This window comes from Brochothrix campestris FSL F6-1037 (assembly GCF_000525915.1).
GTDB lineage: Bacteria > Bacillota > Bacilli > Lactobacillales > Listeriaceae > Brochothrix > Brochothrix campestris.
Window position 1 is genome coordinate 1 of sequence record NZ_AODH01000017.1, and the last position, 22,992, is coordinate 22,992.

Here is a 22,992-nt window from a genome sequence, read left to right on the forward strand (position 1 = left end):
TCTCAGATTGTAGACAAAGTCTAAACAGACTTCGTTTTCTTTGTAATGCTAGTACAGTGACTTTGTATACGAGATGATAAGACTGAATAGAAATGTTGTTATATCCTCTCGTATTTAAATCCTAAACTTGGGTGATTTCAAAAATAACGCATCGATGGGAAATAGTCGAGACGTTATTTTCTCCAATCACTGCCGTTTAGAACGGCTTTAAATTCTTTTGTTCTAGGAAAAACGAGCCTTTGAGGTGAGTGTACAGATGGTACTCGACTCCGATAAGGGGAGGCATTGACGACCTAGAACAGCATTTATCTTCAGCCTCGAGCCAGCTATGCTTAGCTGGCTCTTTTACTGTAGAAAGTATGTTAAATTGGTCTTTCAGTCCCTTGTTGTTCATCAGCAGGGTCATGAATAAGATAGTTTGTAATATGACCATAATCAAGTTGTCCCACTGGTGCGGTATATACGAATTTTTCTAATTTAGCATAGGCATCTGTTAAGGTGAAGGCCAGTCGGTCTTGTGATGTTTTCCACCCGATGAGTAAGGAATAAGGGGCTTGGTTGTGGCGCTTTCCGAATGCCAAATAGGTAACGCCCTGAGGTAATTCAGTCGCTAAACGATGGATAATATCGGTTAAGAACAGAGCATCTTCGGTTGAGACTGAAAACAGATAGGCATCGAGTCCATTGGATAAGGTCAGTGCGCCAGTTTGTTCAATCACATCATAGGTCGTACCACCAGCAAACGGCGTTTTTTTTGCTACCTGTATTATCCAACAGCATTGTTTCGTGTGGGCTTGTTAAATAATAAAGTCCTGGCCGGCGATGAGCCTCGTAATATTTTGCTAAATAATCAGCTGTACCATGAGTAACATAAAAAGCGGTCATAAAAATCCCTCCTCAATCTAAATGAAAGGCGTTTGGTTGCGTCAATTGTTGGGCGCTCGTCTTTATGCCCATATAGTAACACATAACTAGCTCATTACGAATGAAAAAGGTCAGGGGCACTAACTCTTTACTTGTATATGTGTTCGAATTTTGGCATACTGAAAGCAGAATAAACGATTGAGAGGAGCAACACAACCATGTTATATATTGACAATAAAGGTATTACTGACCCATCGATTAATATCGCTATCGAGGAATTTGTGTTGAATAATTTAGAAGTGACAGAACCGTATTTGCTATTTTACATCAACCGTCCGTCAATTATTATCGGCCGCAATCAAAATACGATTGAAGAAATTAATACGGACTATGTCAATGCTAATAACATTAAGGTGGTTCGACGTTTATCAGGTGGTGGAGCCGTTTATCACGATTTAGGTAACTTAAACTTTAGCTTCTTAACGAAGGATGATGGCAATAGTTTCTCAAACTATCAAAAGTTTCTTGAACCGGTAATTGCCGCCCTCCAAACAATGGGTGTGAATGCAGAGCTTAAAGGCCGTAATGATATGGTCGTAGGTGAACGAAAGGTTAGTGGTAACGCACAATTTGCGACGCACGGTAAGATGTATTCACATGGAACATTAATGTTTGACAGTGATATTGATGAGGTCGTTAACTCATTAAAAGTCCGCAAAGAAAAGATTGAATCCAAAGGGATTAAATCGGTCAGAAGCCGCGTGGCCAATCTATCAGAGTTTATGTCAGAAAAAATGACAACCGAACAATTCAAGGAACGTTTGCTCTTATCGATTTTCGCGGTTGAGGCTATCGAAGATGTGAAAGAATATGTTTTAACTGAAGCAGATTGGGCCGAAATTAAAGCGATCTCTGAACGACGCTATGCTAATTGGGATTGGAACTACGGTAAATCACCTAAGTTCGATATTGAATTAACGAAACGTTTTCCAATTGGTTCGATTGATGTGCGGTTAAACGTAAAAAAAGGACATATCGTTGCTGCCAAAATTTTTGGTGATTTTTTCGGTGTCGGTGATGTAACAGATATCGAGCAACGTTTAATCGGTGTGAAATATGAGCGAGAATCCATTCGAACAGCGTTGGAAGTTTTATCGATTAAACATTATTTCGGTCAAATTACTTTGGATGATTTTTTAGCAGTTATTTATTAAAACAAAAGACCTTTCCAACATTTTTTGTTGGAAAGGTCTTTTGTTTTATTTTGTAATGACAGTGAAAACGTCTGCTGCAGGTTTACGTTCACGTCCAGGCTTAAGTTCACCTTCAGGTGTACCGACATGTACTAATGCCATCACGCGTTCGTTTGATGCAATGTTTAAAGTTGTTTTAAATGAATCAGAATTAATATAACCAGGTGTTTTCCAAGCGGTACCGATATTGTTGGCCCAAGCAAGTAAAGCAAAAGTTTGTGTCAAGGCCGCGGTTGCTTCTGTATCTTCTAACGCAACGCCGGCATCTTCGTGTGTCGTATTAATAACGAGTAAAATACCAGGTAAAGACATTAATTTTTCGTATTTTTTACCACTTTTGTCTGGAAACGCAGCAGCTGCAACCTTAGCGATGGCATCATTTGTGTAATATTCAAAGCGCCAAGGTTGTGTAAGACGGTGGTTAGGGACCCAAACGGCAGTCTCTAATAATTCTTCAATTTCTGTTGATGGAACAGGTGTTGTACTAAAAGCCGAAACCGACCGGCGTGTTTTAATGAGTTGTTCTAAATCTACTTTTGTCATCTAAGTAACCTCCTATAAGTAACTATTGCTATCATAGCACTTTTCGCTCGTTTTCGGGAAGGAGATTTTATTAAATGACGAAATTAACGGCGAAATTAACGTTGCTGCCGGTGTTGCAGTATATTGTGGTCAATGCTTTTTGACGGTGAAACTCGTGTGTGATATGGAGGGTCTCCCTCCGCAACTTGCATACTGTTGTAGGTGGCATCGGCATAGGTCGCTTTTCGTTTCGTCTTATCAAAGTTGCCTAATAATTTCATGTGTAATAAAGAGGTGCGGGCTAATTGATTTGAGAAACTATCGAAGGACATATCAAGTGTGAGTTCAAAACCGTTATAAAAAACTAAATGTGTTTTAGCATGAGGTGCTTTATGATACTGTGATAGATGTTGGGGGAAAATCCAAGTGCAATCTGTTTTTCGTTTCGGACTCGTTGTGGGAAATGTAAAAATAGACGACATACTGTCAATCATAATTGGTGCTTTATGCGTGAAACCAATCAAGTGTTTTGTCGCTGATTTACGCCCTTCAAAACTGGAACCGAAAAATTTACAACCATCCGAAATGAGTTTTACAGGATTTTGTGCAATTTGATGTGATCCTTCGGAATCAATCACAATAGCATGACAATCATATTTAGAGATCATTAAGGGTTGAATGATCATTGTACTCGCATTTATCTCATACTCATTTAAAATCGTCGTCATCGTAATCCCTACTTTCTTTTTTATATAGATACTACAGGTAACAAAATAAGCGTAGCATATTAAAAACGAACGGTTATCAATTTGGTATAAATGTTAAAAAAACAAGTTTATGCAATTTTCTGACAATTAACTTGTAAACAATCAGAATGTCACGTATAATTTAAAATAAAATGTGAGGAGTGATTATAATGGAAAACAAATTCAATGGTTCTTTCTTGACACAGCAACAAGGAAACGCACTGGATGGGAACGTTCCAATCAACCAAACAGTTGAATCGCTATTTGAGCATTGTCTTATGAACAATCGTGTTCTAAATCTGCAAGGGGAAATCGATGAGGCCTTAGATAACCGCCAACAAGAGCGTTTTCGTCTGTTAGTAAGTGAATTAAGTAGCGTTCAAGCACACATTCTGTCATATACATAGGAGGCAATCAGGTGGATAAAATAGTAACCTAGTGTAGTCACTGTTAAAAACAACGGTGACTACACTTTTTTTGCTGCCAAAATAATGCTTTTTTATCATCTGTTTGATACGGTGTGCTAAAATTGAACTATTAGAATAAAAGAGGTGACAAGCATGAGTTTACAATCTGTTATTGGTCGAAGCGGTAGTGGTAAAACAACGTGGATGATTGAAGCAATTATCCGACGAACAAAACAGTATCCAGATGAAATGATTTTTATCATTGCTCCCGATCAAATGACCTACCAAATTGAACATGAGTTATTAATTCATCCAGAAGTCGAAGGGTTGTTAAATGTACAGGTTTATAGTATGAACCGTTTAGCTTGGCGTGTTTGTCGTGAAACCGGTGGCTTAGCCCAAACTTATTTATCAAGCAATGGTTTGAATATGCTCATTCGCAAATTGCTAATGAGTGAGGCACCAGCTTTAAGTGTCTTTACGAAAGCGGCATCGAAACAAGGGTTTATTACAGAAGTACATGACACTTTTCGTGAATTTAAACAATATGAGGTTACACCGGATATTTTAGCAGCAGTTAAAGATAATCAACTGCCAATCAGTATCGCCTTGCGAGATAAATTAGCAGATATCAATGCTATTTATCAACATTATTTAGCTGAAACAGCCGATAAATATTTAGAAACAGAGGATTACCTAACGCTACTGGTTGATGCGATACCGAACTATCAAGAATTCAGTAATGCGAGCTTCTTTATTGATGGTTTCTTTGAGTTTTCACCACAGGAATACAGCGTAATTGAACAGTTACTATTAGTTGCTAATCGAGTGACGATGACGTTTACGATGAATCCGGCGGATACGACCAATGAATTAACTGATTTGGATTTGTTTAGCCTCGCGAAACATACGTATCGAAAAATCGCTGAGATGGTTCAACGCAATGGTATTGAAACGGAGCCTGAGCATTATGTCACAACGAATTATCAAAGTGAGCCGCTACAACATATCGAGGCGAATTTTGACCGTTTAACACATAAAATACCAAGTGATGAGGAACATGTCCATATTAGTATTGCCAACAATCGTCGAGCAGAAGTTGAAGGGATTGCCCGTGAAATTCGGCGTCAAATTGTACATCAAGGCTATCGTTATAAGGATATTGCTGTATTTATCCGCAATGCTTCAGCCTATCAAATGCTCCTGCCGGCTGTTTTTAAAATGAACGAACTGCCATTCTTTATCGATGAAGCTAAAAAAATGGCCAATCATCCGTTGATTGAACTGTTAAGAGGCAGCTTGGAAGCTATTACTACCAACTTTAATTACGATGCGATGTTCCAAATTGCTCGCACGGAATTGTTTGTACCACCGCGTTTTAATCCGAAAACAGGCCGACAACGGATTGATCAACTTGAAAACTATGTTTTGGCTCGTAACTATTATGGTAAGAAATGGTTTGATGAGGCTGATTGGGTCTATCGACGCTACCAACAAACGGGACAAGCGGTCGTTCAAACGAATGCTGAACGTGAGCAACAACAACAAATAAATGATACGCGTCGATGGATAACGAAGCCACTGGCTCAGTTGCATCGATGCTTAAAACAAGCAGAAACGGTACGAGAACAAGCTGCGGCCTTGTTTTATTATATGGAAGACTTGCAAGTTAGCGAGCATCTCAATCGCTGGCGCAACGAGGCTATTGCTAACGGGACGATTGAACAAACACAGATGCATGAACAGGCCTATAAGGCGAGTCTGCAATTGCTCGATGAACTTGTCGAAGTGATGGGGGATGAAACGCTCAGCATTACTCAGCTACGTGACATTCTTGCCACTGGGTTTGATGAATTAGAATTTACTGGTCTACCACCAACAATTGATCAAATTACCGTTGCCAATATTCAAACATCGCGGGTGTTAAACGTTAAGGTGGCGTTTGTGCTTGGCTTTAATGATGGCGTCTATCCGCAACGAGGGACTGATAAAGGCGTATTTAAAGAAGAAGATCGTCAATTGCTAGTCGATTCTGGCTTACCGATTCAATTAAGTGCCCGCCAACAGCTTGCATTAGAAGATTTCTATGCGTATCGTGCGTTAACCTCAGCTTCACAACAGTTATTTTTAAGTTATCCAATTGCTGATGAAGAAGGTCGGAGTTTATTAGTTTCACCGTATCTGCGTCGGATTGAACAGATGTTTAGCACAATGATTGTGCCACAAAAATATTTATCAGATATGTCTGATTTAAGTGAGGTTGAACAATTCCCTTATATTGCTCATCCAAAGGCGAGTCTCAATACCCTTGTGGCTCAGATGCAACAACTGAAGGTTGGGTCTGAACCGAAGCCGATTTGGCAGGAGGTTTACAATTGGTTTTTAACACCGGCTCATGGTTACGTTGATGTGACGAAACAGGCGTTAACGAGCTTGAGTTATGAAAATATTGCTAAACCACTGACCAAGGCAACCGCACGCTCACTCTTTCAGCCGGAGATTACTGCGAGCGTAAGTCGGATGGAGAAATTTTTCGGCTGTCATTTTTCTCATTTTGCCTCACATGGTTTAAAACTGCATGAACGTGAAATATATCGCCTCGAGAGTGTTGATATTGGTCAGATTTTTCATACGGCGATGGAAGATATTAGCCGTCGTTTAGCCGAGTCCGCCATTGAATGGGGAGCGTTAACAGCAGACGACATTAAAACATTGGCACAGGATGCCATCGATGTGCTGCGACCTGTTTATCAGTACGAAATTTTACTCAGCTCTAAAAAAATGGGCTATATTTCACATAAGTTGCAGATGATTATCGAAAAGGCGACTACCGTTTTAAATGAGCAAGCACGTCATAGTAAATTTAAACCCTCTAATTTTGAAGTCGGTTTTGGTAAGGATGAGGTCATTCCAGCCTTAACGCTACCGTTGAAAGACGGTACGATTTCATTGCAGGGGCGGATTGACCGGATTGATACCGCGGGCTACGAAGGACTTAATTATTTACGAATTATTGATTATAAATCAAGTGATCGTCATGTTGATTTTACAGAGGTGTATCATGGCATCGCCTTACAAATGTTAACCTACCTCGATATTGCGGTGACGAATGCGGCCAAACTTGTTAATGGTCCCGCTGAAGCAGCCGGGATGATGTACTTCCATCTCCACAATCCTTTCATCGAATATAAAAAAGAATTGGATGAACAGGAAATTGAAGCCGATACGTTAAAAGCGTTTAAGATGGATGGTTGGGTGCTTGATAATAAAAACATCGTTGAATTGATGGATACAACGCTCGAACCGGGCAAAAGTTCTGCGACAATTCCAGTTAACTATGTTAAATCAGGTGATTTTGGCAGTCGTTCAAAAATTTTATCAACGAAGGACTTTGGGGTCCTCAGACAACATGTACGTCAACAATATCAAACAGGTGGTAATTTAATTTTAGAAGGTAATATTGCGATTAATCCGTATCAACTGGATAAAAAAACACCGTGTCAATATTGTGATTACCGTTCAATTTGTCAGTTTGATGTGGTGAATGAAACAAATAGTTATCGGGTGATTGAACCAGAGAAGCAAGCTGACTTATTACGAAAAATGGGAGATGAAATAGCCGATGATGAGTAAAACAATTCCACAAAAACCCGCGGGTACCCAATGGACCGATGCCCAATGGCGGGCAATTCATACGACAGGCCAATCAACCTTAGTAGCGGCTGCGGCTGGCTCTGGTAAAACAGCTGTGCTCGTTAATCGGGTAATTGAACGGGTGAAAAATGCTACCGATCCGGTTGATATCGATAAGATGTTAATTGTAACCTTTACAGAAGCGGCTGCCGCTGAAATGAAGCAACGGATTGGACGAGCGTTAGAAGCCGAAATTGAAACGGCAACCCAACAAGTACTGCAAGGTGAAGCGGACATAACCGAAGCTCATTTACTGAATTTAAAACGACAGGTCAAGTTGCTCCATCATGCCTCGATTTCAACCATGCATAGCTTTTGTAGTCGTTTGATTCGCGACTACTACTATGTATTGGATTTGGATCCGAGTTTTCGTTTGCTCGATGAAATCGAAGGGGCATTACTGAAAGAAGAAGTGATTGAACAACTGTTAGAGGATGAGTATGCCGATTTAGAAAATACGGCCTTTTATGAGCTGATTGACAGTTATACGAATGACCGCAGTGATACAAAACTTTACCGTTTGATTTTAAAATTAAGTGAAATTGCCTTAGCACAGCCTGAACCGCAAAGATGGTTGCAAGAGTTACCACGGCTTTACGATACGACATCGTACCCAACTATCGATAATCTGCCGTATTATTCTTATATTCATCATGATATATGTACGAGTCTCGAAGCAATCGATGCTTATTTAGAGCAGGCGAAAAAAAATTGCGGCTGCCCATGAGGTCGGTGTTAAATGGTATCCGCTACTTGATACGGAACAAACGGCTGCGCGTGAGTTGTTAACGATCGTTAAAGACCAATCGTTCGCTGCAATGCAGGCAATCCTCGCGACGCTAAAATTTGGTCGTGCTCCTGCCGTAAAAAAAGATGACGAGGTTGACCGTGAAGCGATTAAACAAATCGCTAGTTTACGCGACGATGCAAAAAAACAAATGAAAGATCTCACGGAAAAATGGTGTCAACGGACAGCCGAAAGTTTTTTAAGTGATTTTGACATTCTGCGTCCACAGGTTGAAAAATTAGGCGACATTGTGCAACAATTTTTAGCCGCTTATCAAGTGGCGAAGCGAAAGCGAGCTGTACTTGATTTTAGTGATTTAGAACACTATGCGATTGAACTGTTAGGCACACCTGATGCGCAGGGCGTGTTTCATCCGACTGAAATTGCCGCACATTATCGTCAAAAATTTGCCGAAGTTTACACCGATGAGTATCAAGATACGAATAAGGTACAAGAAACGTTGCTGTCGTTAGTGGCGCAACCAGAAGGAACCGATAGTGGTGGCAATCGTTTTATCGTTGGTGATGTGAAGCAGTCGATTTATCGTTTCCGTCTCGCTGAACCGGAGCTGTTTATCGATAAATATCAACGCTATCCGACGACGGCGGGTCCAACCGGCTATCGGATTGATCTATCACAGAACTTCCGTAGTCGCTCTAATATTATCAAAACAACCAATGCATTATTTGCACAATTGATGGATGAGCGTTTTGGTGAGATTGCCTACGATGAGGATGCCGCTTTAAAATTGGGGGCAAGTTACCCACCGCTGCCGGGCAACGAGGCCGCTCAATTAGCAGCAGAAGCAACCGAGATTATCTTAGTTGAAGGTGATTTTAAAACGGATGAGTTAGAACCAGAAACATACGTCGGCAGTAATCATGAAAAAGAAGCCGAAATTGTCGCTCGTCGTATTAAAGCCTTAAAAGAAGAAAAATACCAAGTGTATGATGGGAAAAAAGGCGCATACAGGGAGATTGACTATAAAGACATTGTTATCTTAGCTCGTTCGATGACCCAGGCCGACATTTACGAACGTGTCTTCCAAAAATACGAACTGCCGTTGTATGCCACCACTAATAATGGTTATTTTGAATCAATTGAAGTGATGACAATGATGGCGGTGTTAAAAGTGATTGATAACCCGTATCAAGATATACCGTTGGCAGCAGTATTGCGTTCTGCTATTGTAGGTTTAAGTGAAGAAGAACTCGCACAGATTCGTCTCGCCGATACAAAAGGGTATTTCTTTGATGCGCTTAGAGCAGATGTGGCTGAAACGAGTCCGTATCAAGCAAAATTGGCTTTATTTGTCGAGCGGTTGGAACGTTGGCGTCAACAGGCGCATCAAGCAACGACAGCTGAGTTAATTTGGCAAATCTATGAAGAATCGATGTACTACGATTATGTAGGGGGCTTAATTGGCGGTCGTCAGCGCCAGGCTAATTTACGGGCGCTTTATGATCGGGCGAATCAGTATGAACAAACGTCCTTTAGAGGATTGTTTCGTTTCATTCGTTTCATCGATCGTCTCCAGGTAAAAGGGAAGGATTTAGGAACTGCTAAATCGCTAGGTGAAAATGATAATGTCGTGCGGATGATGACAATTCATAAGAGTAAGGGACTTGAATTCCCAGTTGTGTTTGTTGTCGGTTTAGGCAAGGGCTTTAACCGTCAGGATATTAATAGTGCTGAACTGGTTGATAAAACCTACGGCTTCGCCTCGGTATTGACGCAGTTAGAGACGCGCACAAAACAGCCAACGATTGCCCAATATGCTTTTCGTTGCAAACAATTGAAGGAATTACAGGCTGAAGAAATGCGAGTGCTATATGTGGCTTTAACCCGGGCCGAAGAAAAATTGATTTTAGTCGGTTCATGTAAACAGTATGCCAAAACGATGACAAAATGGGCGAGTACCCGCCATTTTTCGGACATCGTTTTACCCGAGTACATCCGTTCGTCGGCGATGACTTACCTCGATTGGATTGGCTATGCCTTTAGTCGGGATGCGAGTTTTGTCGCTTTTAGTGGAGCGGATGTGGATGGTCGGAACTATCCGATGGACGAAACACCAATTATTAGCTGGCAAAAAGAAGACACCTTAATTACGAAAGACTCAGTGGCACAATCGAGTAGTCATGACTGGTTAATGGCTGCCCAAACTGCGACACCACTTGAAGCGGTTGATGTCAGTTTAGCTGTTTCGACCTTATTGGATTATCAGTATGAGTCACAGGAGGCGACAGGAATCCCATCTAAAACAAGTGTTACTGAGGTGAAGCGTCGCTTAGCCGAACGGGAATTGGCCGAGAGTGCGCCATATGGAGAAGAACTGACACCAATTTCGCTTGAGCGTCCGAAATTTTTACAGGCTAAAAAATTACAGGCCAATGAAATCGGAACGGCGATGCATAGTGTGATGCAGCAGGTGCCGTTAACAACGACGCCAACCTTAGCGAGTATCGCGACCTTATTAGAGGCGCTAGTTGCTAAAAAAATCATGACGCAAGCAGAGGTTAATGTGATTAATGTGGAGGCCATCGTTGCATTCTTTGCCTCAGATTTAGGACGGTTGGTGTTGACACATCGTACGCGTCGAGAGGTACCGTTCATGTATTTAATTGATGCCAGTGATGTTTATGAAACACAGACGAATGACCAAACAATCGTTCAAGGGATTGTTGATTGTTTAATTGAAACCGAGGCAGGCTTAATTATTATTGATTATAAGACCGATCGCATTGTTGGCGATTGGATCGAAGTAGAAGAAACGTATCGTGAAAAATACCGGGTGCAATTAGCGTTGTATGCGAAAGCGATTGAAGCAGCGAGCAATCGACCAGTCATTGCGAAGTATTTATATTTCTTTGATGGCGGTCATGTGAGCGAAGTGTCAGCATAAAAAACCGACCATTGTTGGTCGGTAGGAGCGTAGCAGTGAAAACAACCCGTTAAAACTGTCAAAAAAGGCGCAAACCAACTTGGTTTGCGCCTTTATATTATTTGTTCAACACATTAGCGGTTAAGAAGGCAGCAATGCCATCTTCTTCATTACTTAAGGTGATTTCATTGGCAATCCGTTTTGTTTCAGCATCGGCATTTCCCATCGCTACGCCGATACCAGCTTCTGCTAACATTTCCCAGTCGTTATCAGCATCGCCAAAGGCAATCACGTCAGCCATTGAAAAACCGAGATCACTGGCGGCTTGGCGGAGGGCGACGGCTTTATTAAGACCGGATTTTGTCAGTTCTAAATATTCGTAAGGCTTGCCCCAACTGCGGTGTTCAATCACGCCAGCAAAGGCGCTATCGAGCTGTGCTTTAATGGTCGCGAGTTGCTGATTATTTGCCGAGAACATTAAGGCGGTTGGATCAGATTGAATCAGTTGTGAAGGGGCGCCATAATGAATCAGACGTGGATCAGCCTCACGCATATTTTGTGGAACAGATTGATCGTTTTTCCAAATGTAGACAGACTCGTCAACTTCGGCAATGATATTGTTGAGATCAAGTGTTTTTGCGAAATCAAACACATCATGTGCTGTTTTTAAAGCAATATTTTGCCGGAAACCTTCGTAACGTGTGTTGGTTGGATGGTGTAAGTAGGCCCCATTAAAGTTGACGATAGGCGTATCTAAGCGTAACTCTTTATAAAACTGTTGGCTCATACGATAAGGGCGCCCCGTAGCAATCATCACGGCATGTCCTTGCGCTCGAACTTCAGCAAGTACGCGTTTCGTTTCATTTGAAATAGTAGCATCATTTCGTAACGTTGTGCCATCGAGATCAATGGCGATTAATTTTTTTTTGCATCATCAAAGTCCTTTCAGTTTTACTTAATCAGTAAAGGTGTTAGCGTATAAGTAACTTCTATCTTGCCACATAAATGAACAATCGGCAAGTGACGAAAGATAATACAAGCATTCAACAATCGAATTTGTTATAATTGTTTCAGATAAAGAGGTGAGCTGAATGGCAGAAATGACAGAAGAATTACAAGATAACATGTTGGCTTGTCTCGAACAAGTCATCGATCCAGAACTTGGGATTGATATCGTCAATCTCGGCTTAATTTACGGCGTTGACATTGATGATGATGGCTTATGCACTGTAACAATGACCTTAACCTCAATGGGGTGTCCGTTAGCGGGCATCATTGTTGAACAGATTGAAAGTGCATTAGAAGATTTACCAGAAGTGAGTGAGACAAAGGTCGATATCGTCTGGGATCCGGTTTGGACCAAAGACCGGATGTCGCGTTATGCGAAGATTGCATTAGGGATTCGTTAAGTAAATAAAAAAACATCCTCTTGAGGGTGTTTTTTTTATATATTAATTCTAAAATTCTAATTTAGAACAACATTAGAGAAATGATGGTAACGGCTCAGTCGCTATTATATAGTAGAAGCAGGAGCTGATTGACAATTTTTTGGAGGTGTTACTGATGACAAGTTCACTTTTTAAAAAGAAAGACATCGCAGAGCTGTTGCGTTATCAATCACCATTAAAGAAAGAACTAACCACTTTTGACCTCGTCTTTTTAGGAATCGGCGCGATTATTGGAACCGGGATTTTTGTCTTAACAGGTGTTGGTGCGTTAAAGGCGGGGCCATCACTGATGCTTTCGTTTGTACTGGCTGCACTCTGTTGCTTATTTGCCGCTTTTTGTTACGCAGAATTCGCCTCGACAGTGCCGATTTCAGGTTCTGTCTATACGTATACGTACATTACGTTAGGTGAATTTTTAGCCTTCATTATTGGCTGGGATTTAATCTTAGAATATTTACTTGCGACTGCGACCGTATCCGTTGGATGGTCAGGGTATTTGGTCTCATTCATCGAAGGTATTGGCATTCACTTACCGCAGGCCTTAACCGCAGCTGCGGGAACCTATGCTAATAAAACGACCTTTATTAATTTACCGGCTATTTTTATTATTGGTGTTATCACCTTGGTCATCGCGATGGGCATTCGCCAAACAAAACGGGTGAACAACATCTTAGTGGCCATAAAAGTCGCAATTGTGCTATTATTTATCGTTGTGACAATTTGGTATGTTAAACCCGAAAATTGGACACCATTTGCTCCGTTTGGTTTCTTTACACATTCTGGTGGTGAATCGGTTGGTATTTTACCAGCGGCATCCATTGTGTTTTTCTCTTATATTGGTTTTGACGCGATATCCTCAAGCGCCGAAGAAACGGTGAATCCGCAAAAAAGTATCCCACGGGGGATTTTAATTTCACTTGGAATTTGTACGATATTGTACGTGATTATGACGGCCATTATGACAGGGGTTGTTTATTACCCTCATTTTGCTGATTATTTAGCAGCACCGGTATCCTATGTCTTACAGTCAGTGAATCAAAACTGGATGGCAGGGATTGTTAATGTCGGTGCCATATTAGGGATGACGACGGTGATGATTGTGATGTTCTATGGTCAGACCCGTGTAGCCTATGCCATGAGTCGTGATGGACTGTTTCCAAAAATATTCTCGAAAATAAATCCTAAAACAGATACACCGTTTACCGCTACGTTAATTACGGGTGGGATTTGTGCCTTAGCGGGAGGGTTTATTAATTTGAACGTCTTGTCTGAATTAGTAAACATCGGAACATTAACAGCCTTCTTCCTCGTGTCTATTGCCGTTATTATTTTACGGAAAACACAGCCCGATTTGAAACGCTCATTTAGAGCACCCTTTGTACCGGTATTGCCGATTGTGGCTGCCCTCTTTTGCTTAATGCTGATTGCCGGATTACAGTGGCAAACATGGCTACGCTTCCTCGTGTGGTTGCTAATTGGCGTCGCGGTTTACTTCTTATATGCCCGTCATCATTCGAAGATGAAATAAAAGCTTTACAACCTTATACTTTCGGAGTGAAAGTCTTGTTAATTAGTTGCAAAGTAGCGCTCTTTCTAAAAGCTAACACTAGCCTCATTAGAGGGTGGTGTTTTTTGTTAACGAAACTTTAATAAAATACCGACAACTTTATGACGGATACAAAAATGTGAAAAAAGTCGAGAGCGTGTGTGCTAACCTTAAATCAGTTATATATCGATTAGTAATGGAGGGATAGTATGGGGAAGCACAAGCGATTTAGGCCATTAGAACAAGACATCAAAAAATTATGGCGTAAGGATAAACATATTGTGAATGAAAATGCGAATAAAGACAGCACGGTTTTTAATACGCAACGGGATTTAACGGCAGGAATTGTAGCAAAGTATTATGCGATGCGTTACCAGTTACCTGAAAATGTTGCAGCAGCACATGAGGCTGGCGATATCCATTTTCATGATTTAGACTATTCACCGTATCAACCGCTAACGAACTGCTGTTTAATTGATATTGCAGGCATGTTGGAACATGGCTTTCAAATAGGGAATGCGAGTGTGGAGCCACCGCATTCGATTCAAACCGCAGCTGCTCAAATCGCGCAAATCATTGCGAATGTATCGAGCTCACAGTACGGTGGCTGCTCAGTTGACCGGATTGATGAAATATTAGCGCATTATGCGGAGTGTAATTATGAAAAACATCTCGTTAAGGCGAGCGAATGGGTGGAACCGAGTCGACGTGAAGACTATGCGCTGTCATTTACGAAGAAGGATATTTATGATGCAATGCAAAGTTTAGAATATGAGATTAACACCCTTTATTCAAGCAACGGTCAAACGCCGTTTGTGACCTTAGGGTTTGGTCTGGGAACATCTTGGATTGAGCGTGAAATTCAACAAGCCATTTTAAACGTACGGCTTGCTGGCCTTGGTAAACAACGGCAGACCGCAATTTTTCCAAAGTTGGTGTTTAGCTTGAAACGTGGCGTAAACTTGGAAACGACGGATCCCAATTACGATGTAAAAAAATTAGCATTAGAATGTTCAGCAAAACGGATGTACCCCGATGTGTTGAACTACGATAAGCTTGTGGAGATTACTGGTGATTTCAAGGCGCCGATGGGCTGTCGTTCTTTTTTGCCGGCTTGGAAAAATGCGAAGGGCGAATTTGAAAATGCAGGCCGGATGAATATGGGAGTGGTGACATTGAATTTACCGCGTTTAGCGATTCGTTCGCAAGCTAATAGCGAGCGTTTCTGGCAGTTATTTGCTGAACAGATGGTGACGATGAAAGAAGCCTTGCTATATCGTATTGAACGAACAAAAGAAGCGAAGCCAGAAAACGCCCCGATTTTATACCAATATGGTGCCTTCGGCGAACGGTTACAAAAGGGTGAGGCTGTTGATACGTTGTTTAAAGACGGTCGAGCGACAATCTCGATTGGCTATCTCGGATTATATGAACTGGCGGCACATTTCTTTGGTGCTTATCCCGAAAAAAATACCGAAGCGAAGGCCTTTATTTTAAGTGTGCTCCAAAAATTAAATGACTATGCCGCTGAGTGGCGTGAGGAGACTGGCTATTGGTTTAGTGTCTATGCGACTCCATCTGAAAGTTTAGCTGATCGTTTTAATCGCATGGACCGGGAACGCTATGGCGAAATTGCCTTTTTGACAGATAAGGATTATTATCAAAATTCATTCCATTATGACGTGCGAGAAAAAGTCTCGGCGTTTGAAAAAATCGACTATGAAAAAGCGTTTGCCCCTTTATCGTCAGGTGGTTTCATTCATTATTGTGAATACCCTGTATTAGTACATAACTTAGCTGCGCTTGAGAGCGTATGGGATTATGCTTATGACCGCGTTGCTTATTTAGGTACGAATACCCCGATTGATAAATGCTTTGAGTGTGGCTTTGAAGGCGAATTTAGACCGACTGCTAAAGGGTTTGAATGTCCGACCTGTCATAATCACAATCCGCTGACCTGTGATGTGGTGAAGCGAACCTGTGGATATTTAGGAAATCCTGTGAAGCGGCCAATGGTTCATGGGCGTCACGACGAAATTGTAAATCGCGTTAAACATACGAAGGCATCAAACGATGAGTGAGCTGAAACAATGGGTGGCTGAAGCGGTTAGTAAGCAACGGATAGCGTCCTATCAACCATTTAACGCGATTGATGGTGAAGGAATACGTTGCAGTGTGTATGTATCAGGCTGTCTCTTTAATTGTGAAGGCTGTTATAACAAGAGTGCTCAGTCATTTAATTATGGCATGGTATACAGTGCGTCCTTTGCCGACAAGGTGTTAAAGGATGTTGGTCATGAAGGTGTGACAGGTCTGTCGCTGTTAGGTGGGGAGCCTTTTTTGAACACGCAGGTGTGTTTAGATCTTGTGAGGAAGCTCCGTGAACTATACGGTCAAACACGTGATGTTTGGATTTGGACAGGCTATACGTATGCTGAACTATGTCAGGCGAGTGCGGATAAACAAGCATTACTGTCTTACTGTGATGTGCTTGTCGATGGCAAGTTCGAGCAAGCCTTATTTAGACCGAACTTACCTTTTAGGGGCAGTTTGAATCAAAAAATCATTGATGTCAAACAAAGCCGTGAACAACGACGGGTTGTACTTTATAAACAGTACGATTAGCAAATAACAAAGTGAGCAGCCATTTGGCTGTTTTTTTTTTGCAAATAGTCACGGTAGTAGTTGAGTAATGGTATAATGAAATAGTTTCAAAAAAGGACAGGAAAGAGATGATTTTTATGGCGGTTCTCTTACAGGGCGCCGAAGGCATTTTAACAATTTTAGTGATGATTGCACTTGGCTATTATTTATGCAGTAAAAAGTGGTTCGATGACCGAACAACCGGCGTGATTGTGCGCTTAATTATTATGGTAGCTTTACCGCTATACATGGTTAATAATATTTTAACGGATTTTACACGGTCACAATTGATTGACTTAATTCCAGGGTTAATCTATCCCTTTATATCAATGGCAGTGATGTTTTTACTCTCATTATTGGCAGTTAAGGTAGTTGGTGTTAATGAAGGACGTCGTGGCACCTTTAAATCGATGTTTCTTAATTCGAATACGATTTTCATTGGTTTACCAGTGAACCTCGCGTTGTTTGGCACAACGAGTTTACCGTATGTGCTGATTTATTACATGGCAAATACGATTTGTTTTTGGACACTTGGTGCGTATCTAATCGCCAAAGATGGTGAACATGAGCTCGAACGACCTTCTTTAAAAGTGACTTTATCACGGGTGTTCTCACCACCTTTTCTCGCTTTTTTAGTGGCGGTTGCCTTGTTGATGTTTAACGTCAAACTGCCAACGTTTATCATGGCAGATATGAATTATTTAGGCAGTATGACAACGCCATTATCAATGTTGTTTATCGGGATTTGTATTTTTAATGCGGGTCTTGAAAATGTTCGCCTAACAAAGGATGCCTGGGGAATTTTACTTGGTCGCTTTATTTTATCGCCCTTTGTGATGTTATGTATCGTTTATTATGCGGATATTCCGCAACTGATGAAAGAGGTTTTTATTATTCAAGCGGCAATGCCAGTCATGACCAATGCACCGGTGATTGCGAAGGTAAGTGGGGCGGATTCTGATTACGCTGCAATCATGGTGACGTTAAGTACCTTAACAGCTTTAATTGCAATTCCGTTCCTATTATTAGCAGTTTCGAATATTCAGTTTTAAGCGTTTTATTAACCAACGAGAACAGTATTATCTTAACAAGCTATCAAAAACGCCAATTTTGTTAGCTTATCTCACAAAAATAACGGAATATTCTGACAATTATTGCTTAGTACCTAAAAGTTGCCGTATAATTCAATCTCATAGAAGGATAACTTTCTAAATGCTTATCTTAAAAGGAGATGGTTCTTATGGCAGATACAGGTTTTGTATTTCTTTGCACATTGTTAGTATGGTTAATGACACCCGGATTGGCATTCTTTTATGGCGGTATGGGACAAACGAAAAATGTTTTGAGTACCGCGATGTATAGTTTTTCTGCAATTGTTGTTGTTTCTATTTTATGGGTAATGATTGGTTATAGTTTAGCTTTCTCAGAGGGCAATGCTTTCTTTGGTGGTTTTGATTATATCTGGTTAAATGATCTTGGTTTTAACATTCCGAAGGAAGGGATTCCTGATGTTTTAAATATGATGTTCCAACTGACCTTTTGTGCGATTACAGTCGCTATTATTAGTGGGGCAGTAGCCGAACGGATGAAATTTAGCGCATGGTTATTGTTCATCACCTTATGGGTACTATTAGTGTATACCTTCGTTGCTCACTGGGTATGGGGGGGCGGTTTTATCGGTGTTAATATCGGGGCCCTTGATTTTGCAGGAGGAACGGTCGTACATATTGCATCAGGTGTAACGGGATTAGTACTGGCGTTAATGCTTGGTAAACGGAAAGAAGTTACCTTACCGCACAATTTAACTTTAGTAGGTATTGGTGGTACGCTCGTGTGGTTAGGTTGGTTTGGTTTCAACACAGGGAGCGCGCTTAGCTTAAACGATGTCGCGATGCATGCCTTTGTTAATACGAGTACAGCTGCAGTCTTTGGGATTGTCGCTTGGGTAGGTCTTGAATGGGTGGTGAATAAGAAACCGACGTTACTAGGCACGATGAGTGGGGCATTAGCTGGTTTGGTAGGTATTACACCAGCTGCAGGTTTCGTTACCTTAACTGGTTCGTTGTTTATTGGTTTGTTAACAGGAGCCGGGTGTTATTGGGCAATTACGTTCTTGAAACCACGTTTAGGATATGATGATGCGCTTGATGCCTTTGGCTTACATGGTGTGGGTGGTGCGATTGGCGCGCTACTTACAGGTGTCTTTGCTAACAAAACAGTCGGTGGTGTTGATGGGTTATTGACTGGAAATCCACTGCTTGTTTGGGATCAGTTTTTAGCTATCATTATCACGGTTGTATTTGTAGCAGTCATGACGTTTGTGATTGCTAAGGTTGTTGGTTTAGTTACATCTTTACGCGTTACAAAACAAGCAGAACAAACGGGGTTAGATATAACAATTCATGGGGAACGGGCTTACCGCGAATAAGAGGAGGATGATACTATGGTAAATACAGGAATCTATAAAGTTGAAATCATTACACGAGATGGCAAGTTTTATGAGTTGCAAACAGCTTTGAAAGAAGTTGGGATTACCGGTATTACGGTGACAAATGCATTGGGAACAGGCCTTCAAAAAGGAGAACTTGAATTATATCGTGGTGTTAAACATGATACAAGCGTCTTTGAGCGAATCAAGATTGAAATCGTTGTGTATGAAGTGCCGGTCGAAACGGTGATTGATGTCACGAAAAAAATCTTGAGTACCGGCGAACCTGGTGATGGTAAAATTTTCGTTTATCCAATTTCACAGGTTGTTGATATTCGGACTGGTAAAGAAGGTAGCGAAGCGTTATAGGGAGAACTGAAAGTATTTTAAAGCCCGTTCTAAACTGCATTGATTGAATTAGGGGAAACGAAAGTGAAATCAGTTTGTTCAAGCGTTTATCAATTCGACAGGTCGTTCAAGCGCTTGTTTACCAGCGCTCGTAAATAAGTTGGACTTGGTCTACAATCTGACAGGAATCGCTCATTGCGATTCCTTTTTTTGAGCACCCAAAATAGCCAGATAGGGTGTTAAGTGTAACGAGTTAGTGATAAGGAAAACAATAAACGTGTAAAACACGAACATTAAATAAATACTTTGTAAAATCGTTCGATTATAAGTTGACGGTATTTATGTTTGTTTGTTACAATGAACATGAAAGCAAGACACGTGATTTTAGGGAAGAAAGATGGACTCAAAGTCGTATTAGAACAAACAACTCAGGAGGCGTCTATGACAATTGAAATTGGTGTAGTGATGGGCAGTACGTCAGATTGGCCCACAATGAAACTTGCCTGTGATTTATTAGCAGAATATGGTATCGCTTATGAGAAAAAAGTTGTGTCAGCACATCGAACACCAGATTTAATGTTTGACTATGCTAAAACAGCTCGAAAACGCGGTCTCAAAGTTATTATTGCCGGAGCAGGTGGTGCCGCTCATTTACCAGGTATGATAGCGGCACAAACAACCTTGCCTGTTATCGGTGTTCCGATTAAATCAAAAGCACTCAATGGCCTCGATTCATTGTTATCAATCGTGCAAATGCCAGGTGGTGTGCCTGTGGCAACAGTAGCAATTGGTGAGGCAGGTGCTAAAAATGCCGCTTTACTGGCCGCGCAAATATTGAGTATCACAGATGAGACAGTAGCTGAAAAATTAGCGCGAACACGCGAAAATATGCGCCTAAGCGTAATAGAAAGTAGTGATTCGCTTGAATAAACAGTTGTATCCCGGCCAAACAATTGGTATTATCGGGGGTGGGCAGCTTGGTCAAATGTTAGCCTTAACAGCAAAAGCAAAGGGCTTTTATGTGATTGTGGTTGATCCGCAAAGAAACTGTCCGTGCTCGCAAGTATGCGATGAACACATTGTTGCAGACTACACCGACCAAGCCGCATTAACAGTGTTAGCTGAACGTGCCGCTGTCGTGACCTATGAATTTGAAAACATTGATTACAATGCGTTACAACTGATTGAAAAAACAACAGTGGTGGCGCCTTCTGCATCGATATTAGCGATTACGCAGGATCGTATTCTTGAAAAGACATATTTGAGTGATTTAAGCATCAATGTTGCACCGTTTGCGGTCATCGTCGAACGTGATGACATCGATCAGGAAATTGTTGGCATTGGTTATCCGTGTGTCTTAAAAACAAGTAATGGTGGCTATGATGGTAAAGGACAAGTCGTGTTACACTCAGCAACAGATATTGATGAGGCCGTTGGATTATTAGCACACGGCCCCTGTGTATTGGAGGCTTGGATTCCGTTTGAAGCAGAGGCATCAATTATTGTGGCACGAAACCATGGGGGGATGATAGAAACCTTTCCCGTGGTCGAAAACATTCATCGGCATAATATTTTGCATCAAACATTGGCGCCGGCACGCTTATCTGCAGCCGTTGTGCAACAAGCAGAAGCGATTGCACAGAAACTCGCGTTAGCACTCGATCTGGTAGGTGTGTTGGCGATTGAGTTATTTGTGGCAGCAGATGAGATTGTGTATGTGAATGAACTTGCACCACGACCTCATAATTCGGGGCATTATACGATGGAAGCCTGTGATGTGTCGCAGTTTGACCAGCATATTCGCGCCATTTGCAACTGGCCGTTGCCAAAACCGCAGTTGTTAAGTGGGGCGGTGATGACGAATGTTCTTGGTCAACACGTCGAGCAAACTTATGCTCAGATTGGCCAAAAGGCGCACTGGCACATTCATATGTATGGCAAAGATGAGGCCAAACACAATCGGAAAATGGGTCACCTGACCATTCTAACGGACACACTCGAAACAACTCAAGCAGAACTAAAAAACACCCGTATTTGGGATTAATTGGAGGAAATTACAAATGATAGAACGTTACACTCGACCAGAGATGGGCAATATTTGGACAACAGAAAACCGCTATAAAGCATGGCTCGAAGTTGAAATTTTAGCTGATGAAGCATGGGCGGAACTCGGTGTGATCCCGAAAGAAGATGCCAAAAAAATTCGTGCGAATGCAACATTTGATAGCGCGCGTGTTGCTGAAATCGAAAAAGAAACGCGTCATGACGTGGTAGCCTTCACGCGTTCAGTCTCAGAATCGCTCGGAGACGAAAAAAAATGGGTACATTACGGCTTAACTTCAACGGATGTTGTCGATACAGCGAACGGTTATTTACTCAAACAAGCGAATGATATTTTACGCACAGATTTACATAACTTCATCGAAATCATTAAAAACAAAGCGATTGAACATAAAGATACCGTAACAATGGGACGGACGCACGGTGTACACGCCGAGCCGACAACCTTTGGTTTGAAGTTAGCCCTTTGGTACTCAGAAATGAAACGTAACTTGGAACGTTTTGAACATGCGGCAAAAAGCATCGAATGTGGCAAAATTTCCGGTGCGGTTGGCACATATGCAAACATTGATCCGTTTGTTGAAAAATATGTTTGTGACAAAATCGGCATCGATGCGGATCCAATCTCAACACAGGTGTTACAACGCGACCGTCACGCTGAGTATGTGAGTACATTAGCGTTAATCGCGACCTCAATCGAAAAATTCGCGACTGAAATTCGCGGATTACAAAAATCTGAAATTCGTGAAGTTGAAGAAGCCTTTGCCAAAGGGCAAAAAGGATCATCAGCGATGCCGCATAAACGCAACCCAATCGGTTCTGAGAACATGACAGGTTTAGCGCGTGTGGTTCGTGGGCATGTGATGACAGCCTTTGAAAACGTAACGTTATGGCATGAACGTGATATCTCACATTCATCAGCTGAACGTATTATTTTACCTGATGCAACCATCCTCTTAAACTACATGTTGAATCGTTTCGGGAACATTGTGAAAAACTTAACTGTTTTCCCTGAAAATATGAAGCGCAACATGGAAGCAACGCACGGCTTGATTTATTCACAACATGTGTTATTAACACTAATTGATAAAGGTTTAGCACGTGAAACAGCTTATGATACAGTGCAACCACTTGCGATGCAATCATGGGAAGAAGCTGTGCCATTCCGTACGCTAATCGAAAATGATCCATTAATTTCTGCTAAGTTATCAGCAGCTGAAATTGAAGCCTGCTTTGACTACAATTACCACCTCACAAAAGTTGATTTTATCTTTGAACGTTTAGGTTTACTCACTAAAAAATAAAGAAATGGCAGCGTGCAATGCTTATCACCAGTTGGGTTGATAGGCATTGCACACTACT

20 protein-coding genes are annotated in these 22,992 nt (G+C 41.4%); 15 read left to right on the top strand and 5 right to left on the bottom strand.

Going from position 1 to position 22,992, the window contains the following annotated elements:
* Positions 1–362 precede the first annotated feature (362 nt).
* Complete coding sequence (locus BCAMP_RS04415) at positions 363–719, bottom strand: hypothetical protein (RefSeq protein ID WP_035314010.1); 357 nt, start codon at positions 717–719, stop codon at positions 363–365.
* 1 nt (position 720) lies between these two features.
* Complete coding sequence (locus BCAMP_RS13430; RefSeq protein WP_156921138.1) at positions 721–885, bottom strand: hypothetical protein; 165 nt, start codon at positions 883–885, stop codon at positions 721–723.
* 197 nt (positions 886–1,082) lie between these two features.
* Between BCAMP_RS13430 and BCAMP_RS04420 the strand changes: the two genes are divergently transcribed.
* Positions 1,083–2,078, top strand: coding sequence for a lipoate--protein ligase (locus BCAMP_RS04420; protein WP_035314012.1), 996 nt, complete (start codon positions 1,083–1,085; stop codon positions 2,076–2,078).
* 45 nt (positions 2,079–2,123) lie between these two features.
* Here the strand turns inward: BCAMP_RS04420 and BCAMP_RS12500 are convergent, their stop codons facing one another.
* Positions 2,124–2,660 (bottom strand): nitroreductase family protein, encoded by a 537-nt coding sequence (locus BCAMP_RS12500; RefSeq protein ID WP_051456883.1) that lies wholly within the window; start codon positions 2,658–2,660, stop codon positions 2,124–2,126.
* Positions 2,661–2,755: 95 nt separating this feature from the next.
* Positions 2,756–3,367 carry a competence protein ComK gene (locus BCAMP_RS04430; protein ID WP_035314014.1) on the bottom strand — a complete coding sequence of 204 codons (612 nt, stop codon included), beginning with the start codon at positions 3,365–3,367 and terminating at the stop codon, positions 2,756–2,758.
* Positions 3,368–3,555: 188 nt separating this feature from the next.
* Here BCAMP_RS04430 and BCAMP_RS04435 point away from each other — a divergent pair, with 188 nt between their 5' ends.
* From BCAMP_RS04435 to addA, 4 genes are all read left to right on the top strand, one after another.
* Positions 3,556–3,792 carry an IDEAL domain-containing protein gene (locus tag BCAMP_RS04435; RefSeq protein ID WP_035314016.1) on the top strand — a complete coding sequence of 79 codons (237 nt, stop codon included), beginning with the start codon at positions 3,556–3,558 and terminating at the stop codon, positions 3,790–3,792.
* Positions 3,793–3,945: 153 nt separating this feature from the next.
* Positions 3,946–7,425, top strand: a complete 3,480-nt coding sequence (gene addB / locus BCAMP_RS04440; protein WP_035314017.1) for a helicase-exonuclease AddAB subunit AddB — start codon at positions 3,946–3,948, stop codon at positions 7,423–7,425.
* Positions 7,415–8,212, top strand: a complete 798-nt coding sequence (locus tag BCAMP_RS13005) for a UvrD-helicase domain-containing protein (protein WP_035314019.1) — start codon at positions 7,415–7,417, stop codon at positions 8,210–8,212. The genes addB and BCAMP_RS13005 overlap by 11 nt, the downstream gene beginning before the upstream one ends.
* Positions 8,196–11,177 (top strand): helicase-exonuclease AddAB subunit AddA, encoded by a 2,982-nt coding sequence (gene addA / locus BCAMP_RS04450; RefSeq protein ID WP_084038532.1) that lies wholly within the window; start codon positions 8,196–8,198, stop codon positions 11,175–11,177. Before BCAMP_RS13005 ends, addA begins: the two co-directional genes overlap by 17 nt.
* A 97-nt stretch (positions 11,178–11,274) precedes the next feature.
* Here addA and BCAMP_RS04455 read toward each other — a convergent pair whose 3' ends face one another.
* Positions 11,275–12,072 carry a Cof-type HAD-IIB family hydrolase gene (locus BCAMP_RS04455; protein WP_035314020.1) on the bottom strand — a complete coding sequence of 266 codons (798 nt, stop codon included), beginning with the start codon at positions 12,070–12,072 and terminating at the stop codon, positions 11,275–11,277.
* Between the two features lie 184 nt (positions 12,073–12,256).
* On the opposite strand from BCAMP_RS04455, the gene BCAMP_RS04460 reads away from it, so the two are divergent.
* From BCAMP_RS04460 to purB, 10 genes are all read left to right on the top strand, one after another.
* On the top strand, positions 12,257–12,565 hold the full coding sequence (locus BCAMP_RS04460) for a metal-sulfur cluster assembly factor (protein WP_035314053.1): 309 nt from the start codon (positions 12,257–12,259) through the stop codon (positions 12,563–12,565).
* Positions 12,566–12,719: 154 nt separating this feature from the next.
* Complete coding sequence (locus BCAMP_RS04465; RefSeq protein WP_035314021.1) at positions 12,720–14,132, top strand: amino acid permease; 1,413 nt, start codon at positions 12,720–12,722, stop codon at positions 14,130–14,132.
* Positions 14,133–14,359: 227 nt separating this feature from the next.
* A complete protein-coding gene (gene nrdD, locus BCAMP_RS04470; RefSeq protein WP_035314022.1) occupies positions 14,360–16,231 on the top strand; it encodes an anaerobic ribonucleoside-triphosphate reductase in 1,872 nt (623 codons plus the stop codon).
* Positions 16,224–16,775: an anaerobic ribonucleoside-triphosphate reductase activating protein gene (gene nrdG / locus BCAMP_RS04475; protein WP_035314023.1), complete on the top strand. Its 552-nt coding sequence runs from the start codon at positions 16,224–16,226 to the stop codon at positions 16,773–16,775. The genes nrdD and nrdG overlap by 8 nt, the downstream gene beginning before the upstream one ends.
* A gap of 107 nt (positions 16,776–16,882) precedes the next feature.
* A complete protein-coding gene (locus tag BCAMP_RS04480; protein ID WP_084038534.1) occupies positions 16,883–17,845 on the top strand; it encodes an AEC family transporter in 963 nt (320 codons plus the stop codon).
* Positions 17,846–18,024: 179 nt separating this feature from the next.
* Complete coding sequence (locus tag BCAMP_RS04485) at positions 18,025–19,221, top strand: ammonium transporter (protein ID WP_035314024.1); 1,197 nt, start codon at positions 18,025–18,027, stop codon at positions 19,219–19,221.
* A 15-nt stretch (positions 19,222–19,236) separates the two neighbouring features.
* Positions 19,237–19,590, top strand: a complete 354-nt coding sequence (locus BCAMP_RS04490) for a P-II family nitrogen regulator (RefSeq protein ID WP_035314025.1) — start codon at positions 19,237–19,239, stop codon at positions 19,588–19,590.
* A gap of 420 nt (positions 19,591–20,010) precedes the next feature.
* On the top strand, positions 20,011–20,499 hold the full coding sequence (gene purE / locus BCAMP_RS04495; RefSeq protein WP_035314026.1) for a 5-(carboxyamino)imidazole ribonucleotide mutase: 489 nt from the start codon (positions 20,011–20,013) through the stop codon (positions 20,497–20,499).
* Positions 20,492–21,613, top strand: a complete 1,122-nt coding sequence (gene purK, locus BCAMP_RS04500; protein ID WP_035314027.1) for a 5-(carboxyamino)imidazole ribonucleotide synthase — start codon at positions 20,492–20,494, stop codon at positions 21,611–21,613. The genes purE and purK overlap by 8 nt, the downstream gene beginning before the upstream one ends.
* A 16-nt stretch (positions 21,614–21,629) precedes the next feature.
* The gene (gene purB / locus BCAMP_RS04505) at positions 21,630–22,934 is read left to right on the top strand and encodes an adenylosuccinate lyase (RefSeq protein WP_035314028.1); all 1,305 of its coding nucleotides are present in this window, start codon (positions 21,630–21,632) and stop codon (positions 22,932–22,934) included.
* The last annotated feature ends 58 nt before the right edge of the window (positions 22,935–22,992 follow it).

Excerpts from the sequence above, each read along its gene's own strand:
- BCAMP_RS13430 (WP_156921138.1), bottom strand. The coding sequence starts at position 885 with ATGACCGCTTTTTATGTTACTCATGGTACAGCTGATTATTTAGCAAAA.
- BCAMP_RS04420 (WP_035314012.1), top strand. The coding sequence starts at position 1,083 with ATGTTATATATTGACAATAAAGGTATTACTGACCCATCGATTAATATC.
- BCAMP_RS12500 (WP_051456883.1), bottom strand. The coding sequence starts at position 2,660 with ATGACAAAAGTAGATTTAGAACAACTCATTAAAACACGCCGGTCGGTT.
- BCAMP_RS04430 (WP_035314014.1), bottom strand. The coding sequence starts at position 3,367 with ATGACGACGATTTTAAATGAGTATGAGATAAATGCGAGTACAATGATC.
- BCAMP_RS04435 (WP_035314016.1), top strand. The coding sequence starts at position 3,556 with ATGGAAAACAAATTCAATGGTTCTTTCTTGACACAGCAACAAGGAAAC.
- addB (WP_035314017.1), top strand. The coding sequence starts at position 3,946 with ATGAGTTTACAATCTGTTATTGGTCGAAGCGGTAGTGGTAAAACAACG.
- BCAMP_RS13005 (WP_035314019.1), top strand. The coding sequence starts at position 7,415 with ATGATGAGTAAAACAATTCCACAAAAACCCGCGGGTACCCAATGGACC.
- BCAMP_RS04460 (WP_035314053.1), top strand. The coding sequence starts at position 12,257 with ATGACAGAAGAATTACAAGATAACATGTTGGCTTGTCTCGAACAAGTC.
- BCAMP_RS04465 (WP_035314021.1), top strand. The coding sequence starts at position 12,720 with ATGACAAGTTCACTTTTTAAAAAGAAAGACATCGCAGAGCTGTTGCGT.
- nrdD (WP_035314022.1), top strand. The coding sequence starts at position 14,360 with ATGGGGAAGCACAAGCGATTTAGGCCATTAGAACAAGACATCAAAAAA.
- nrdG (WP_035314023.1), top strand. The coding sequence starts at position 16,224 with ATGAGTGAGCTGAAACAATGGGTGGCTGAAGCGGTTAGTAAGCAACGG.
- BCAMP_RS04480 (WP_084038534.1), top strand. The coding sequence starts at position 16,883 with ATGATTTTTATGGCGGTTCTCTTACAGGGCGCCGAAGGCATTTTAACA.
- BCAMP_RS04485 (WP_035314024.1), top strand. The coding sequence starts at position 18,025 with ATGGTTCTTATGGCAGATACAGGTTTTGTATTTCTTTGCACATTGTTA.
- BCAMP_RS04490 (WP_035314025.1), top strand. The coding sequence starts at position 19,237 with ATGGTAAATACAGGAATCTATAAAGTTGAAATCATTACACGAGATGGC.
- purE (WP_035314026.1), top strand. The coding sequence starts at position 20,011 with ATGACAATTGAAATTGGTGTAGTGATGGGCAGTACGTCAGATTGGCCC.
- purB (WP_035314028.1), top strand. The coding sequence starts at position 21,630 with ATGATAGAACGTTACACTCGACCAGAGATGGGCAATATTTGGACAACA.